The sequence below is a fragment of the Ruegeria sp. O5 genome, assembly GCF_056535105.1.
Genome location: NZ_JBQERN010000001.1, coordinates 506758 through 522753 on the forward strand (window position 1 = coordinate 506758; position 15996 = coordinate 522753).

Here is a 15996-nt window from a genome sequence, read left to right on the forward strand (position 1 = left end):
TTCATGCCACCCAATGCACGAATGTTCAAGGAGAACGCGCCATGAAACCGACCATTGCCCCATTTCCCATGACCCGCTTTCGCCGCGCCCGTCAATCACAGGCAATTCGTGCGCTGGTGCGTGAGAACACTCTGACAACGGATGACCTGATCTGGCCGGTTTTCGTACGCGAAGGCGAAGGCATTGAAGAGCCCGTGCCCTCGATGCCTGGTGTGGTTCGCAGATCGGTTGACCTGATTGCCAAAGCGGCAGTCGAGGCCGAGGCCCTTGGGATTCCTGCGATTTGCCTCTTTCCCTATACCGACCCTGCGCTGAAAACCGAAGACTGCGCCGAGGCATGGAACCCCGACAACCTGTCAAACCGGGCCATCCGGGCAATCAAGGCGGCGGCTCCGGACATTGCAGTAATGACAGATGTGGCGCTTGACCCGTATAACATCAACGGCCACGACGGATATGTCGTTGACGGAGAAATCGTGAACGACCAGACCGTCGAGGCTCTGGTAAAGATGACGCTGGCACAGGCCGACGCCGGTGCGGATATCATCGGCCCGTCGGACATGATGGATGGCCGGATCGGGGAAATGCGTCGCGCGCTGGAAGGTGCAGGCTATCACAACGTGATGATCCTCAGCTATGCCGCAAAATATGCCAGTGCGTTTTACGGACCCTTTCGCGACGCGGTCGGTGCATCGGGGGCCCTGACGGGCGACAAGAAGACCTACCAGATGGACCCCGCAAACTCGGACGAGGCTTTGCGCCTGATCGAACGCGATCTGACTGAAGGCGCGGATATGGTGATGATCAAGCCGGGCATGCCTTATCTGGATATCTGCCGCCGCGTGAAAGACAGTTTCGGTGCGCCGACATATGCCTATCAGGTATCGGGCGAATACGCGATGATCCAGGCCGCAGCCCAGAACGGCTGGATCGATGGCGAAAAGGTGATGCTGGAAAGCCTTCTGGCCTTCAAACGCGCCGGTTGCGATGGAATTCTGACCTATTTCTCTCCTCAGGTTGCGCGCATCCTGCAGGGATAAAGCCCGCAAGTTTCGCGATATTTCGCCGATAAGATTGCCCGATCGGGCAGCTTTCCCGTGACACATCGCCCTGATCGGCGTATCCTTGCCGCCAAGACCGGGATCACCCGGCATATCAGGCACAGTTACAGAGATATAAAACCATGAGCAGTTCCAACTCCCCCCGACTGAATCGTCGCGGCTTTGCCTTGGGCATGGCAGGTCTGAGCTTGACCGCCGCCTGCGGCAACGGTGTCGGCAATTCCAACGCAGCAACAATCGATGCCCGTGTCGACGCAACGCTGACCGAGATGTACAGCCGCTATCCCAATACGGTTGAGATTGCGAACAAGGCCAACGGCATGCTGGTCATGCCGCTGATTACCGAAGCCGGTTTCGTGTTCGGTGGCGGTTACGGTCGCGGCGCACTGCGCATCAGCGGTGCAACAGTTGACTTCTACTCGGCGGTCAAGGGCACGGCCGGGCTACAGATCGGCGCGCAGCAATATGCGCATGTTCTGTTTTTCATGACCGAAGACGCCCTGAACGATTTCCGTCGTTCCAGTGGTTGGACAGCCGGAGCAGATATTGGCTATGTGGTTAGCGATCAGGGCGATTCCCTGTCGACAGACACAACGACACTGCGCTCGCCCGTTCTGGCCGCCATCTTCGGACAGGCTGGGCTTCAAATCGGTGCGACCGTGGAAGGCACGAAATATACCCGCATTATTCCATAACTCGGGCTTCCCACTTCTTCTGACAAACCCCATCACAGCGGAATGCTGCGGTGGGGTATTTGTTTTCATCCTTTCTGCACAGGTTCTTGCCGCGTTCCTCTTTCGGTTGGACCCGCCATCCACTAATCTCCGCGCAACCTTCATGTACTAGAATTTGGGGCAGTAATGGGTCTTGTTTTCCGCTGGCTGGTGCGCATCGTGTCGGGTCTGATCATGCTGATCCTCGCCGCAATGGGCCTTGTCTATTTTCTGGCGAGCCAATCCCTGCCGGATTATGACCAGAAACTCGAAGTCAACGGGTTGACCGCTCCGGTTGAGATCGTGCGCGACACCGCCAATGTGCCGCACATACTGGGCCAAAATGACCCAGATGTGTTTTTCGGTCTTGGATATGCCCACGCGCAGGATCGATTGTGGCAGATGACGGTCATGCGCCGCACCGCGCAGGGCCGCTTGTCCGAAATCTTTGGACCACGCACCCTGCGCGTCGACAAGCTTTTGCGCCGGCTGGATCTGTACGGCCTTGCCCATCGCTCGGTCGAAGTGCAGGACGACTATACCAAGGCTGCCCTTCGTGCTTATGCGGCCGGGGTCAACGCACGCCTGACCGAGATCAACGACGAGGCCTTGGGGCGCGGCGCGCCTGAGATGTTCCTGTTCAATGCACCCGTCTCGCCCTGGCAACCGGGTGACAGTATTGCCGTGATCAAGCTTATGGCGCTGCAACTGTCCGGTCACCTGACGGACGAGGTTCTGCGGGCGCGTACGTCTTTGATGCTGAGCAATCCGGACAGACTGGCAGATATTCTGCCCGATGTTCCCGGCCCCGGCATTGCTGCGTTGCCTGAATATGCTTCGCTGTTTCCCAACCTTCCACGCTATGCCGCTGGTACGAGTTTTCCTGAAACGCTGCTTTCACCCCTTCCCAAACGCGGGCTGGCGGGGGCATCAAACGCCTGGACTGCTGCGCCTTCGCGCTCGGCAAGCGGTGGAACATTGCTGGCCAACGACCCGCATCTCGGCTTCACAGCACCCGGCGTGTGGTATCTGGCGCATCTTGGTCTGGCAAAGGGAAGCGTCATTGGGGCCTCGATCCCAGGTATTCCCGCAATCATGACCGGCCGCAGTGACCGGTTGGGTTGGGGGGTGACGTCATCCTATCTTGACGATCAGGACATTCATATTGAGCAGCTGAACCCGGAAAACCCCGAAGAATACCTGACCCCGGATGGCTATAAGGAATTCCAGACCCGTCCTTCGATCATTGAAATCAAAGGGGAAGCTCCGGTTACACTGACGCTGCGCTGGACTGAAAACGGGCCAGTGTTGCCCGGTACGGATTACAAGCTGGAAACCATCACACCGCCGGGCCATGTTGCGTCTTTGTCCTGGACGGCGCTCAGCCCGCAAGACACTTCGATGACGGCGTCCATGGCCCTGATGAACGCGGACAACGTGCAGGACGCCGTAACCGTGGCCCGGCAATTCATTGCGCCCTCGCAAAACCTGTCACTGGTCGACAAAACGACAATAGGGATGAAACTGATTGGCGCCATGCCCCGGCGTGATCTGCAAAACCAAAGCCGCGGACGCATTCCGACACCCGGCTGGATCGAAGCAAACCGCTGGCAAGGCCGCCTGCCCTACGCCAACAACCCGGAATTCGTGGCCCCAGCCGGTGGCGTTCTGGGCAACACCAACAACAAGATCATCGACCGCCCGTTCCCGGATCATGTGTCCTACGAGTGGGGTGACACTCAGCGCGTACATCGCTGGGAACGCCTGATGCAATCGCGTGAGGTGCATACCCGCGACAGTTTCATTGAGGCGCAACTGGATACGGTCAGTTTCACCGCGCGCTCTCTGCTGCCGCTGATCGGTGCTGACCTTTGGTACACCGGTGCCTCGGCCCCTGAAGGGACGCCCGAACGACAGCGCCAGATTGCGCTGTCGCTGCTGGCGGACTGGAACGGCGAGATGAACGAGCACCTGCCCGAACCGCTGATCTATGCAGCCTGGGTGCGGGCGCTTCAGATCCGCCTGATTTCGGACGAGCTTGGGCCGCTGGCCAGCGAATTCAAACATGTCGAGCCCCTGTTCATCGAACGGGTCTATCGTGACATTGATGGCGCCGGTGTCTGGTGCGATGTACGACAAAGCGCGCCGGTTGAAACCTGTACCGAAATGGCACGACTTGCGCTGGATGACGCGCTGATCTGGATCACCGAACGCTACGGCAGCGCACTGGAATCCCTGCGCTGGGGTGATGCCCATCAGGCAACCCACGACCACCCGGTTCTGGGGAACGTGCCTATACTTCGGTATTTTGTGAACATTCGCCAATCGACCAGTGGCGGCGACAACACCTTGCTGCGCGGGCGCACGTCCGGCGAAGGGCTCGACCCGTTTCAGAATGTGCACGGGGCCGGGTATCGCGGTGTGTATGACTTTGCCGATCCAAACAGCTCAGTCTTTATCACCGCTACCGGCCAATCGGGCCATTTCCTGTCGCGCTATTACGACGATCAGGCGCAGCTGTGGCGGCGTGGCGAGTATATTCCCATGTCGCTGGACCTTGACCTTGCCCGCGCCGCTGCTGTCGGAGTGACCAATCTGATCCCACGTTAAGCATCAGGGTTTCGGCGACTCCCCGCCCCTTTTTGCCCGGACCGTGGACGACATGCGGCAGTTTCGCCTACCATCACCGAGCGAACTGTTTCGGACCAGGGGGAAACTATGGCCAGCATTCGGGATACTCTGAACAACCTTGCCCGGGATTACGCAATCGCCTGGAGTTCAGGTGACGCAGATGCCGTCGCCAGCTTTTTCTCGCTGGACGGACAGATTACAATCAACAGAGGTGACCCAATCGAAGGGCGCGCAGCGATTGCCGATATGGCCCGGGGTTTCTACGCCGATTTTCCTGATCTGGAGGTGCGCTGCGACATGATGCGATGGGCCGGATCTCATGCCCTATTTGTCTGGACACGTGAGGGGCATCATGCTCAGACCGGCAACCATGTTATCGCACGCGGATGGGATGAATGGGAACTTGCGCCCGATCATCTTGTACAGTCGTCAGTCGGCTGGTTCGACACCGATGACTTACAGCGACAACTTGAAGGCGTGTGACTTAGGTCGTCTTTTTGCCAGCGGTTTCAATATTGTAACTCCGCGGTATTCCTTGTGTAATCAGAAACCACTCGGATGCCTTCGTCCGCTGCTGATGCGCATCAAAGGCCTGCTGATTCACAAAAACCTCTGAAACAGTGAACCGTCCGGGTGTGATCTGATCCTCGACAACGTCGAACGACAGGCAACCCTCTTCCGCCTTTGTGAGGGCGATATGAGTGGGCAGAGCGGCGCGGACATCTTCAAGGCGGTCCGCCGGGACATCAATAAATCCGGTCAGGAATACTCTTTGATCCATTGTATCAGCCATCTTCCGCAATTTCACTGTATCTATAGTGTGTCGAATTGGGCGGCCTGCTTATCTGTCCAAAGGACAGTGATACGGAACCCTTCTTCGGTCTGCTCTTCAGATTGTACAACATCCTGCCGGAACAACCACGCCCGCTTGTTCCCTTCCGCAAAGGTCAGGTTCAGAACAACCTCGTGCCGGGCCCCTTGTAGGATTGCTGCAATCTCGGACAGTAAAGGGGTCACGCCTTCGCCGGTAACTGCCGAAATGGCAAATATGGCCGGATCGCGATCCGCCCTCGCCAACGCGGCGTCTTTTTCTTCCGTGCTCAGCAAGTCAGTCTTGTTCCAAACCTCAAGCCGGGGGCGTTCTTCGTCGACACCAAGCGAGGTCAGGATTGCTTCGACATCCTGCGCCTGTGCTTCGGTTTCTTCATGGCTGATATCGCGCACGTGAACAATCAGATCAGCACCCAACACCTCTTCAAGCGTGGCCCGAAAAGACGCCACAAGCTCGGTCGGCAGGTTCGAGATAAAACCCACCGTATCCGACAGGATCACTTCCGGGCCATCGGGCAGTTGCACGCGGCGCATGGTAGGGTCCAGCGTGGCAAACAGCATGTCCTTGGCCAACACTTCGGCCCCGGTCAGCCGATTGAACAGAGTAGATTTCCCGGCATTGGTATATCCAACCAATGCAACGATCGGATAGGGCACCTTGGCGCGCGCGGCACGGTGCAACGTGCGGGTCTTGACCACTTTCTGCAATTGGCGACGCAAACGCACCAGTTGTTCGTCAATGGCGCGGCGGTCGGCTTCGATCTGGGTCTCGCCGGGTCCGCCGACAAATCCCAAACCGCCACGCTGACGTTCAAGGTGGGTCCAGGCCCGCACCAGCCGTGTCCGCTGATAGCTGAGCGCAGCCATTTCGACCTGCAACACCCCTTCACGGGTGCGCGCACGGTCGCTGAAAATCTCAAGGATCAGCCCGGTCCGGTCGAGGATCTTGACCTTCCATGCCTTTTCCAGATTGCGCTGCTGAACCGGTGTTACCGGTCCATCGATCAGAACCAGCTCAACCTCGTTTTCACGAAGCCGCTCACCCAGTTCTTCGATCTTGCCACTGCCAAACAAATAGCCGGGTTGGGCGCGTTGCAGGCGTACGATTTCAGACCCGATCACATCCAGATCGGGCAAAGCGGCGGCCAGCGCAACCGCCTCGGCCAGCGCTGGTTCGGGAACGCGGCGCTGTTCATCTGATTTGATTTCGGGATGCAGCACCCAGGCCCGGGTGCGCGTCCGGTCATGTTCCATCAAGAGGCGTCTTCGCCCTCATACAGGTTGATCGGCTGTGATGGCATGATGGTTGAAATCGCGTGCTTGTACACCAGCTGCGACTGTCCGTCGCGGCGCAACAATACACAGAAATTGTCGAACCAGGTGATCACACCCTGCAATTTCACGCCATTGATCAGGAAAATTGTAACCGGAACCTTAGCTTTCCGTACATTGTTCAGGAAAGCATCCTGAAGATTCTGTCTGTCCGAAGCCATATTATGATAATCTCGCCATTGTTCTTGCTACGCGTTGCGGACCAACGCGCTCCCTCCCGGTGAGTATGGAGTGCCGCGGTAAGATATTCCAGACGAAAAATTAAGCACTAAAGACGACGGGATCCAACCGGTTCAATCCCGCCACAGCGAAGGGGTGATCAGGGCGATGATCGCAAGCGTCTCGAGCCGGCCAATGACCATCGCCGCGCACAGCGTCAGCTTGGCCCCTGCGGACAGGTCGATCAACCGGATTGGAACATCAGTGGCCAATTCAATCAGCGGACCCGTCGTGCTGAGCGTTGCGACGCTGAGCACCATGGCCTGTTCGAACCCAGCCCCCATTGCGGCCAGCAAAAGGTTGAACACCGCCAGTGTCAGCGCAAAGAGCATCAGAAAGATCCAGGCGATAAACGCGCCGTCCCTTTGAATGCGTCGGTTGCCACCTCCAACCCCGCTGACGGATGAGGGATAGATCAACCGGTCGATCTCGCGCGCACCGTTCAAGTACAGGGCAAAAACCCGCAGCAGTTTCACGCCGCCAGCCGTGGTCGCAACCCCTCCACCGATCAGGGCCAGCCCCATCAGCAACAATCCGGGCGTTCCCAGACCAGATAATTGCTGCGCATCATCCCAGTTTGCGCTTTCAAACCCGGCGGTTGTCAGAAAGGCCAGAACGGTGAACAGCATACCCCAAATGACCTGCAATGCCTGTAAAGGCTCGATTTGCCCACCGATTTCCGTAACACCAGCAATAACGCGAAAGAACAATAACGCCGCAACGGCCAGAACAATCATCAGGCCAATGCGAAACTCCGGGTCCGTATCCAGTCGGGAATAACCGGATGTCGCCGTGTCGGTCGAAAATGTCAGGCGCGAAAGGGCAAAGAACAGGAACAAAAACAAGATCGCCTCACCCGTGAAGCCCGCCTGCGCGCCTTCCATGCCGCCCACCGGAGAAATTCCGGACGTCGCCATGACCGACATTGCGTGGCAAACGGCTGTCAGTCCGGTTTCGCCTGCGATCAGAAGAAGGATCCAGATCACAGCCGTCAACCCGGCATAGACCGGGGTCAGTCCCTTTGCCACACGGATCAGTCGACCGCGCGGATCAACGCGTTCGCTTTGCGCAACACCCGATACCGGGCGACCCGGCTGACCGCGGGCCGTGACCTCGAACCCACCCAGCGACAAAGGCGCAAGGATTGCCGCGGCGGCAATCCACATCAGCAAACCGCCCATCCATCCAACCAAGGCGCGCCACAGGTGCAGCGGGGCCGTCAGGCGGTCTGGATCCGGAAACAGATCCGCCCCCGTGGTTGTCAGGGCACTGACCATGTCAAAATAGGCGTTCAGGAATGTGGTCGTTCCCAGCGCATCGTGAAATGGAATCGCAAGAAAGACAGGCAGAATGGTGAAACATGCAAGCATCACCGCCAATTGTCCCAAAGTTCCGCGCCTTGGCACACGGTTGGACGAGGCCAGTGCGACACTGACGACCAGAAACAACCCTATGATACCGGAGTACAAAAACGACCGCGATGTATCGTGATCATCCAGCGCCAGCGCGTAAACTGCCGGAATCCACATGGCCAGTGACGCAATAGCCCAGATCAGAAGAAACAGCGGCAACCGCCGCAATAGCCCGATCTGTTGTATCCCCGCATGCGCCATCAGAAGAAATCGATTGAAACCTGCATCAGGCGTTCGACCTCAGGCACGTCGTTGGCCATGGCAAAGATCGCGACGACATCCTTTTCATCGATCCTGAGGCTGCCCGTCGGTCGCATAACCTCATCTCCTTTGCGCACGGCCCCCACCAGTACGCCCTCGGGAAAATCGATATCGCGCAGCTTTTGACCCGCCATGGGAGAGGTTGAAAGAACCTCAGCCTCGATCACTTCGGCCTCAGCATCTCCGATCGAGTAGACCTGTCGCACCCGGCCATGACGGATGTGGCGCAAGATCGAACTGACGGTGGTTGCCCGCGGATTGATATACGCATCAATCCCCAAAGGTCCCATCAGGGCCACCATACTGGGATCATTGATCAAAGCGATCGCCAGGGCACAACCCTCGGCCTTGGCGCGTACAGCGGCCAGCATGTTCGTGCGGTCGTCATCCGTAACCGCCAGCATTGCATCCGCTCTGTCGATACCGGCTTCGCTCAACAAACTGGCATCAAGGCCATCACCGTGCAGCACAATCGTTCGTTCCAGCGCCTCGGCGGCGATCTCGGCGCATCGGCGATCCCGCTCGACGATTTTGGCGCGCACGCGGCTTTTTTGTTCTTCCAGAGTTCGCGCCACTTCAAGCCCGACATTGCCCCCGCCCACGATCACCACACGATCCTGACGCTTTTGGGTCTTGCCAAACACCTCCATGGTGCGATCCACGTCTTTTACATTGGTAAAGACGTAGCATTCGTCGCCCACAAATAGCTGATCCTCGGATTCTGGTGCAAACAGTGTGCCATCGCGACGCACCCCCACTACGATCGAACTGAGCGTCGAGAACAAATCGGTCAATTGCCGCAAAGGTGTGTTCACGATCGGACAGTCTTCATCCACGCGAATACCCAAAAGCTGCGCCTTGCCGTCCATGAAAATCTCGGTGTCAAAGGCGGACGGGGCCGACAGGCGGCGCATCGCGGCGGCGGCAACTTCGCGTTCGGGGCTGATCACCACATCAATCGGCAGATGATCGCGCCGGTAAAGGTCCGAGTGGATCGCCTCAAGATATGATTTCGACCGCAGTCGCGCGATCTTGCGCTGGATCGAAAAGACCGAATGCGCCATCTGGCAGGTGACCATGTTCACCTCATCCGAATGGGTCGCAGCGATGATCATGTCCGCATCGCGCGCGCCTGCCCTTTCAAGCACATCGGGGTAACTTGCAAACCCGGCGATCCCCTGGACGTCCAGCGTTTCGGTCGCCCGCCGAACCAGATCGGGATTGTTGTCGACAACGGTGACGTCGTTCAGTTCGCCCGAAAGGTGCCGCGCAATCTGCCAGCCGACCTGACCCGCGCCGCAAATAATGACCTTCATGTTTCTGGCCCTTCTGCCTGAAAGGATTGAATGACAGATGCCCCCAAAGCGGTCAATTGAATTGTCATCGCCGATCAGCTGCGGCAAGATAAGCATATGAAAACGCTGTTTCCTATGCTCGTGCCCCTGATGGTGCTGTCCTCGTGCGGGCCGCTCTCGCTTTACTATCGCGAGGGTGAAACCGTATCACGTCTGCAAAAAGAGACCACCCAGTGCCAGCTTAGGGCGGTTAAAGAGGTGCCGGTTGCCAATCAGATCCGCCAAAGCCCGCCGACTTATTGGCCCGGGCGCACATATTGTGACGGCAGAGGTCGTTGCTATCAGTCCCCAGGCTGGTGGCAACCCGGCAGGGTATATACCGTCGATGTGAACCAGGGCCTGCGAAACACGGTCGAGGCGCAATGCATGGCCGAAAAGGGATTTCGCCCTGTCAGCTTGCCGCCCTGCAAGCAAAATGTGAAATCGCGAGTGCCACTGGCGCGAACAACGACGTTGCCGCCCCTCAACAGTGCCTCATGTTTTGTGAAGTTCGATGACGGGTCGTTTCAGATCATCACACCGGGGCAATCCGGATAAGAAGAACCACGGTACCGCGCGATTGATCATTCCAGTCCGGTTGAAGCGCGTTTGCGCCGCGCGGCAAGCCACAGATGAAGCGCCATGGCAACAGCATAGAACCCGACCACGGCAATCAACATGCCCGCTTCACTAGTACGCCACAGTATTGCAAGCAAAACAGGTGTGCCCAAAAGGTTACCCGCATTCCCCATCTGCGCCATGGCACCATAGCTCAGCGCCTGGTTTTCGGGTGTCGAGTTCAACTGCGGCACCGCCGCAAAGCTGCCGCCCTGAACAAGCCCCAGCACCGCAAAAAGCGCAACGCAGACAACGGGCAACGGGGCACCAAGAAACAGGGCGCCTATCGTAAGGATAGACAGCCCGAAACCGAGGTTAATAACAAAAACACCAGAACAAACGCTCAGCAAAACCGGGACGGTAAGCCAGGAAATCACGATCCCGGCCAACGGCATCAGACCAGCAATCATCGCACTGACATCGTCCGGCAATCTTCCCGGAAGAATGGCCAGCAACGAGACAAAGGTCAGCGTGTAAAAGAACCACCCGAGCGCCGGAGCGGACACAAACGCAGAGCGATAGGTCTGTACGTGTATGTCAATCAGTATTCGCACGCTCCAAAAGGGATTGTTTACCAAATCCGATGCACTGTTGGGACGGAAAGATACGATCAGGACGGCGATCAGAAACATCAGCGCGCCATGGGTAGCAAAATAAACCGGCAGCCCGACCTGAGCGATCAAGGGAAGCCCAAGCCATGCGTTCAGGGCAAAGGCGACACCAAAGAAACTGCTCCACAAAACCATTGCCGCGTTGCGCCATTTTCCAATCGTGATTTGCGCAATCAGTGTTGGTGCTGCGACAACGATGGCCAGATGAGAGACCCCTTCGACAACGCGGCTGACCAGCATCAGGCCCAAACCGGGGATACTGGCCTGAAACAGGGACACCGCCCCGCCAAGGATCAAGCCAAACATCAGCAGCCGGACAGGCCCCACTCGCCCGGCTATCGCGCCGGACAATGCACCAAGAATCGCACCAATCAGGCTGATGACTGACAAAAGCCAGCCAATCTTGTCCGCGTGCGCAGGATAGAGGGCTGCGACCTGAGCAAAAGGAACCGCAATCTTTGCGAATTGGGTCGCCGCACCTAGCCCGGCAAGCCAAAGCAACAAAACCTGTAACAAGATGCGTAATGGATGGGGCATAAGCCGGTTCTACTGCACACGACCGCACAGGAATACGCATAAATTATGCGCGTCCCGACCGTGCCCCACTGACCAACCGGACTGGCGTTCCATCCGACAGGTACAACCGTTCCCAAGTGATCTGTCCGGCGCTGATCCGGATACGGTCGTGCCGCGCTTCGGAGGTTACAAACGACTTGGGGTTGGGCGCTTGCAAATCCCACCATCCCTCGTCCTGTAGCTCGGCCTCAGCCTGGCGGATCTCGTCCGTCGCAAATTGCCAGAGGGATACGCCAAGCAGTGCCCGTTGGGAGGTTTTCCAGTCAAGCGCCCGCCGGCGGGAATAGGCCAGGCACATGTGGCTGGCCTCCTCAACCAGATGGATGCAGTCGGCCGAGTTCACGACAAGCCGTCTTAACGCGTTGTCATCCGCCCTGAAAGGAGCCAGCGCAGCAAACACTGAGTGTTGCAGATCAGGTATCGGAAGCTGAACCCCGTTCTCCCATCTGGAAACCGTTGTCTGATCGACCTCCAGAACCTCGGCCAGCGCTGCTTGTTTCAACCCGATCGACCGTCGAAGACGCTTTAAACGCCTGCCAAAAGCCGGGTAGCCTTCGATGAACCGGCCAGTCAGATCAGAGTTTACCGTTCTCGCCATCAGTTCCACACATCCGTCTGCCCGTGAACTATGACCCCAGACTCATTCTGCCGGTTCGGGTTCGTCGATTTGCGCGACCCGCGCACCGGATTTGTTCGAGGTCACAACACCCAGCGACTTTAGCTTGCGATGCAGCGCACTGCGTTCCATGCCGACAAAGCTGGCGGTGCGGCTGATATTGCCGCCAAAGCGGTTGATCTGGGTCAGCAGATATTCCCGCTCGAACGCTTCGCGGGCCTCGCGCAGCGGCAAAGTGGCCAGCGCACCCGACAAGACAACGCGGCCCGACTCTTCGGCCTTGTCTTCTTCATTGGGCAGCTCGCGCGCCTCAATCGGGCCGGTGCCGTCGCCCAGAATCAAAACACGTTCGATCAGGTTCTTCAACTGGCGCACGTTACCCGGCCAGGTCATTGTCTGCAGCAAAGCGACCGCCTCGTCCGACAGCTCCCGCATAGGCAACCCTTGGGTTTCGTTGCACATTTCGATGAAGTGCTGGGCCAGTACCGGTATATCCTCGCGCCGGTCCTCGAGTGAGGGAACGGAGATCGGAACCACATTCAGACGGTGATACAGCTCTTCCCGGAAACGCTCGGCGGCGATTTCATCATCAAGATCCTTGTTGGTTGATGAGATCACCCGAAGATCCACGCGCACCTTGTCCGAGCCACCCACGCGCTGGAATTGCTGATCCACCAGCACCCGCAGGATTTTGGACTGTGTGCCCAAAGGCATGTCGGAAACTTCATCAAAATAGACCACGCCGCCATGGGCTTCTTCCAGCAATCCGGATTCCACACCGCGTTCGGCCGATTCCCGGCCAAACAGAACTTCTTCCACACGCTCAGGCTCAATCCCGGCACAGTTGACGGTCACGAACGGAGCGTTCGCACGGTTGGAGTGGGCATGGATATAACGCGCAGCAATTTCCTTGCCCGAACCCGCAGGTCCACGCAGCATGACGCGACCGTTTGATTTGGTCACCTTGTCCAACTGCCCCTGCATGGCCCGGAACGACGCGGATTTGCCGATCATGTCCGAGTTGTTGACCTCTTTCCGCTTCAGCGACGCGTTCTCGCGCCGCAGACGAGACGTCTCCATCGCGCGGCGGATCACCACCATCAACTGGTCAATGTTAAACGGTTTCTCGATAAAGTCGTAAGCACCCTGTTTGATAGCCGCTACAGCGATTTCGATATTGCCGTGGCCCGAAATAATCACCACCGGCACATCCGGGTTATCGCGCTTTACCGTCTTGAGGATATCAATCCCGTCCATGCGGCTGTCTTTCAGCCAGATATCCAGGATCAACAGACCCGGCGGTTCGGAATTGATCGACGCCATGCACTCGTCCGAGTTGGCTGCCAGCCGGGTTGAATAGCCTTCGTCCTCCAGAATGTCGGACACCAGCTCGCGAATATCGCGCTCGTCATCTACGATCAGAATGTCGCTCATCTTTGGCCTGCTTTCAGTTTGTTGGTTCTAATTGCCTGCTTCTGCGGCGCAACGGTTGGGGACATACTTGCCCCAGGCAAACGGATCACAGCCATTGCGCCAAAATGGTCCTGTCCGTCAAATACGGGCGCGTCCTCAAGGGTCAGCGCGCCGCCATGCTCTTCTATGATTTTCTTGACGATCGGAAGACCCAACCCGGTCCCTTCGTCGCGTGTCGTTACATAAGGTTCAAACAAACGCGCCCGGTCTTCCGGCAGACCTATCCCATTGTCTGCAATGGTGATGATTGTACCCGCATCATCGCTTGAAACCGCCACCTTGATCTGCGGCACCAGGTTTTCCGGGGCCCCTTTTTCTTTCAGAGTTGCAATGGCTTCTCCGGCATTCTTAATCAGGTTCGTCAACGCTTGATTAAGCATGGTCGCATCTACATCCGCCATGATCGGCTGCTGCGGCAGGTCGGCATCAATCTGTACGTCCGGCTGTCCCGCCTGTTGCAAAAGTACGGCTTCGCGCACCAGTTCGACAAGGTCTTCCTCCCGTCGAACGGGCTCGGGCATCCGCGCGAACTTGGAAAACTCATCCACGATACGCCGCAGGTCATTGGTTTGCCGCACGATGACGCCGGTCATCGATTCAAGGCTGCCGCTGTCTTCCTCATCCAGTTTGCGGGCGAACTTGCGCTTGATGCGCTCTGCGCTGAGCTGGATCGGCGTCAATGGGTTCTTGATTTCATGTGCAATGCGGCGGGCCACGTCACCCCACGCCGCCATTCGCTGCGCACTGACCAGATCGGTTACATCGTCAAAAGCAACCACATAGCCTTCCAGCCCGCCATCCTCTCCACGACGGATAGCCATGCGAACCAGCAGGTTTTCAAGCTGCCCCTTGCGTGTGACCTTAACCTCACCCTGAACAGCCTCCTGCCCGCTGTCCTTGAGACTTTCAAACAAAGGCAAAAACTCGGGAACCGCAATGCCGATAGCCAGGTGTTCTTCACCACGCGACCAGTCCAGCAAGCGTTCAGCCGAGCGATTGACAAACGTAACGCATCCATCGGGGTCCACGCCGACAACACCGGACGTGACCGAACTGAGCACGGAATCAAACAGGCGACGCCTGCTTTCGATTTGCTGGGTATTTTCCAGCAGCGTGTCCCGCTGCCCTTTTAGTTGTCGGGTCATCTGGTTGAAATATCGGCCCAACATCGCAATTTCGTCGTCGCTGGCCTCTTCGATGACCTGGACACTCAAATCTCCAGCGCCGACCCGCTGCGCCGCCGTGGTCAAACGTCCGACCGGGCGCGACAGGCGTTCGGCAAACCACATCCCCAGCGACATCGCAGCCAGGATCAGGATCAGCGCAAAGCCCAGATAAAGCAGACCGAACTCGAACAACACCCTGCCCCGTTCACTTTCCAGCTGCTGATAGAACTGCGCCGTTTCCTTGGTGTCATCCAGCAGCGTCAACAGCTGCCCATCCACCTCGCGGCTGACATAGAGGTAGCGGTCCAGATAAGCGGTAAGAGGTACAAGCGCGCGGAATTCATTATTCGGCCAGTCGGCAATGATCAGCAGCCCCTTATCTACCGCTTCCGTCATTTGCTCGGCTGTTGGTTCCTCATAGTTGAACAGATAGGACCGATCCCCGCGCGACCGGATTTCGCCCGTTCCGTCGATGACATAGGCTTCGCGCAATCCGCGCTGAATCCGGGCCTGCCCCTGCGCAAGAACCTCGCGGAGTTCGGCATCAGAAATGTAAAACTCCACCGAACGTGCATTGTTCAGGAACCGCGCCAGAACCGTAGCGTCCTGCGTCAGACCGCTGCGATGTTCCTGCTCATAAGCCTCTGCTGCTGTCAGGGAAGACCCGACAACCTGGCGCACGCGATCCGAAAACCAGCCTTCCAGGCCGATATTCACGGTCAGGCCGGCAAAAATGGCGACCGTAACGGTCGGAACCAGCGCAAGCAGCGTAAACGCCCCGATCAGGCGCAAATGCAGGCGCGAGCCCGCCGACTTGGCCCGTCTGGCCGCAATCAGGCTGCCCAACTGACTGAGCACCAAAGCCGCAACGACCAGAACATAGACAAGATCGGCCAGCAGAATCAGCCGCAATGTCGGCGCGGTCGCACCCAGGTCAAAGGGACCAATGACAAGATATGTGGCAAGCGCCAGAACAGGCCCCAAGAGGACCAGCCCAAAGGTGCCGAAGTTGCGCAGTTTCCGTGATTTACGCCATCGACCAATCGATGGGATCATCCCGCTCTGTGCTCGGGTTGCCACCGTCTGCCCTCATCCTGATGTGCCGCATGTGCGGCTTACCGCCATATATCGTGATCTTTTCC

14 protein-coding genes are annotated in these 15996 nt (G+C 57.8%); 5 read left to right on the plus strand and 9 right to left on the minus strand.

What is annotated here, in order from left to right:
* The first annotated feature begins 41 nt into the window (after positions 1–41).
* The 4 genes from hemB to ACR0M3_RS02500 all read left to right on the plus strand — a co-directional run bounded on the left by hemB (position 42) and on the right by ACR0M3_RS02500 (position 4888).
* Positions 42–1040 carry a porphobilinogen synthase gene (gene hemB / locus ACR0M3_RS02485; protein WP_480909551.1) on the plus strand — a complete coding sequence of 333 codons (999 nt, stop codon included), beginning with the start codon at positions 42–44 and terminating at the stop codon, positions 1038–1040.
* A gap of 143 nt (positions 1041–1183) precedes the next feature.
* Entirely contained in the window at positions 1184–1756 is a 573-nt protein-coding gene (locus tag ACR0M3_RS02490; RefSeq protein WP_209503773.1) for a lipid-binding SYLF domain-containing protein, read from the plus strand.
* A 165-nt stretch (positions 1757–1921) separates the two neighbouring features.
* Positions 1922–4384: a penicillin acylase family protein gene (locus ACR0M3_RS02495; RefSeq protein ID WP_480909553.1), complete on the plus strand. Its 2463-nt coding sequence runs from the start codon at positions 1922–1924 to the stop codon at positions 4382–4384.
* A 108-nt stretch (positions 4385–4492) separates the two neighbouring features.
* Positions 4493–4888: an SgcJ/EcaC family oxidoreductase gene (locus ACR0M3_RS02500; protein WP_480557978.1), complete on the plus strand. Its 396-nt coding sequence runs from the start codon at positions 4493–4495 to the stop codon at positions 4886–4888.
* A gap of 1 nt (position 4889) precedes the next feature.
* Here the strand turns inward: ACR0M3_RS02500 and ACR0M3_RS02505 are convergent, their stop codons facing one another.
* The 5 genes from ACR0M3_RS02505 to trkA all read right to left on the minus strand — a co-directional run bounded on the left by ACR0M3_RS02505 (position 4890) and on the right by trkA (position 9776).
* Complete coding sequence (locus ACR0M3_RS02505) at positions 4890–5198, minus strand: putative quinol monooxygenase (protein ID WP_480909555.1); 309 nt, start codon at positions 5196–5198, stop codon at positions 4890–4892.
* A 20-nt stretch (positions 5199–5218) separates the two neighbouring features.
* The gene (gene hflX, locus ACR0M3_RS02510) at positions 5219–6490 is read right to left on the minus strand and encodes a GTPase HflX (protein ID WP_480504981.1); all 1272 of its coding nucleotides are present in this window, start codon (positions 6488–6490) and stop codon (positions 5219–5221) included.
* Entirely contained in the window at positions 6490–6729 is a 240-nt protein-coding gene (gene hfq / locus ACR0M3_RS02515) for an RNA chaperone Hfq (protein WP_005982826.1), read from the minus strand. The genes hflX and hfq overlap by 1 nt, the downstream gene beginning before the upstream one ends.
* Positions 6730–6861: 132 nt before the next feature.
* Complete coding sequence (locus ACR0M3_RS02520) at positions 6862–8400, minus strand: TrkH family potassium uptake protein (RefSeq protein ID WP_480480693.1); 1539 nt, start codon at positions 8398–8400, stop codon at positions 6862–6864.
* Positions 8400–9776: a Trk system potassium transporter TrkA gene (trkA, locus tag ACR0M3_RS02525; protein WP_267366209.1), complete on the minus strand. Its 1377-nt coding sequence runs from the start codon at positions 9774–9776 to the stop codon at positions 8400–8402. Before trkA ends, ACR0M3_RS02520 begins: the two co-directional genes overlap by 1 nt.
* A 96-nt stretch (positions 9777–9872) precedes the next feature.
* Here trkA and ACR0M3_RS02530 point away from each other — a divergent pair, with 96 nt between their 5' ends.
* On the plus strand, positions 9873–10352 hold the full coding sequence (locus ACR0M3_RS02530; RefSeq protein ID WP_480480691.1) for a hypothetical protein: 480 nt from the start codon (positions 9873–9875) through the stop codon (positions 10350–10352).
* Between the two features lie 26 nt (positions 10353–10378).
* On the opposite strand, the gene ACR0M3_RS02535 is transcribed toward ACR0M3_RS02530, so the two are convergent.
* From ACR0M3_RS02535 to ACR0M3_RS02550, 4 genes are read right to left on the minus strand one after another with little or no spacing between them, the layout of a single operon-like run.
* The gene (locus tag ACR0M3_RS02535; protein ID WP_480909557.1) at positions 10379–11560 is read right to left on the minus strand and encodes an MFS transporter; all 1182 of its coding nucleotides are present in this window, start codon (positions 11558–11560) and stop codon (positions 10379–10381) included.
* Positions 11561–11603: 43 nt separating this feature from the next.
* Positions 11604–12197 (minus strand): helix-turn-helix transcriptional regulator, encoded by a 594-nt coding sequence (locus ACR0M3_RS02540; RefSeq protein ID WP_480909559.1) that lies wholly within the window; start codon positions 12195–12197, stop codon positions 11604–11606.
* 42 nt (positions 12198–12239) lie between these two features.
* Positions 12240–13649, minus strand: a complete 1410-nt coding sequence (gene ntrX / locus ACR0M3_RS02545) for a nitrogen assimilation response regulator NtrX (RefSeq protein WP_480480685.1) — start codon at positions 13647–13649, stop codon at positions 12240–12242.
* Positions 13646–15910: a sensor histidine kinase NtrY-like gene (locus tag ACR0M3_RS02550; RefSeq protein WP_480909845.1), complete on the minus strand. Its 2265-nt coding sequence runs from the start codon at positions 15908–15910 to the stop codon at positions 13646–13648. The genes ntrX and ACR0M3_RS02550 overlap by 4 nt, the downstream gene beginning before the upstream one ends.
* Positions 15911–15996: the final 86 nt, after the last annotated feature.

Coding starts and splice junctions, on each gene's coding strand:
- hemB (WP_480909551.1), top strand. CDS start 42: ATGAAACCGACCATTGCCCCATTTCCCATGACCCGCTTTCGCCGCGCC.
- ACR0M3_RS02490 (WP_209503773.1), top strand. CDS start 1,184: ATGAGCAGTTCCAACTCCCCCCGACTGAATCGTCGCGGCTTTGCCTTG.
- ACR0M3_RS02495 (WP_480909553.1), top strand. CDS start 1,922: ATGGGTCTTGTTTTCCGCTGGCTGGTGCGCATCGTGTCGGGTCTGATC.
- ACR0M3_RS02500 (WP_480557978.1), top strand. CDS start 4,493: ATGGCCAGCATTCGGGATACTCTGAACAACCTTGCCCGGGATTACGCA.
- ACR0M3_RS02505 (WP_480909555.1), bottom strand. CDS start 5,198: ATGGCTGATACAATGGATCAAAGAGTATTCCTGACCGGATTTATTGAT.
- hflX (WP_480504981.1), bottom strand. CDS start 6,490: ATGGAACATGACCGGACGCGCACCCGGGCCTGGGTGCTGCATCCCGAA.
- hfq (WP_005982826.1), bottom strand. CDS start 6,729: ATGGCTTCGGACAGACAGAATCTTCAGGATGCTTTCCTGAACAATGTA.
- ACR0M3_RS02520 (WP_480480693.1), bottom strand. CDS start 8,400: ATGGCGCATGCGGGGATACAACAGATCGGGCTATTGCGGCGGTTGCCG.
- trkA (WP_267366209.1), bottom strand. CDS start 9,776: ATGAAGGTCATTATTTGCGGCGCGGGTCAGGTCGGCTGGCAGATTGCG.
- ACR0M3_RS02530 (WP_480480691.1), top strand. CDS start 9,873: ATGAAAACGCTGTTTCCTATGCTCGTGCCCCTGATGGTGCTGTCCTCG.
- ACR0M3_RS02535 (WP_480909557.1), bottom strand. CDS start 11,560: ATGCCCCATCCATTACGCATCTTGTTACAGGTTTTGTTGCTTTGGCTT.
- ACR0M3_RS02540 (WP_480909559.1), bottom strand. CDS start 12,197: ATGGCGAGAACGGTAAACTCTGATCTGACTGGCCGGTTCATCGAAGGC.
- ntrX (WP_480480685.1), bottom strand. CDS start 13,649: ATGAGCGACATTCTGATCGTAGATGACGAGCGCGATATTCGCGAGCTG.
- ACR0M3_RS02550 (WP_480909845.1), bottom strand. CDS start 15,910: ATGATCCCATCGATTGGTCGATGGCGTAAATCACGGAAACTGCGCAAC.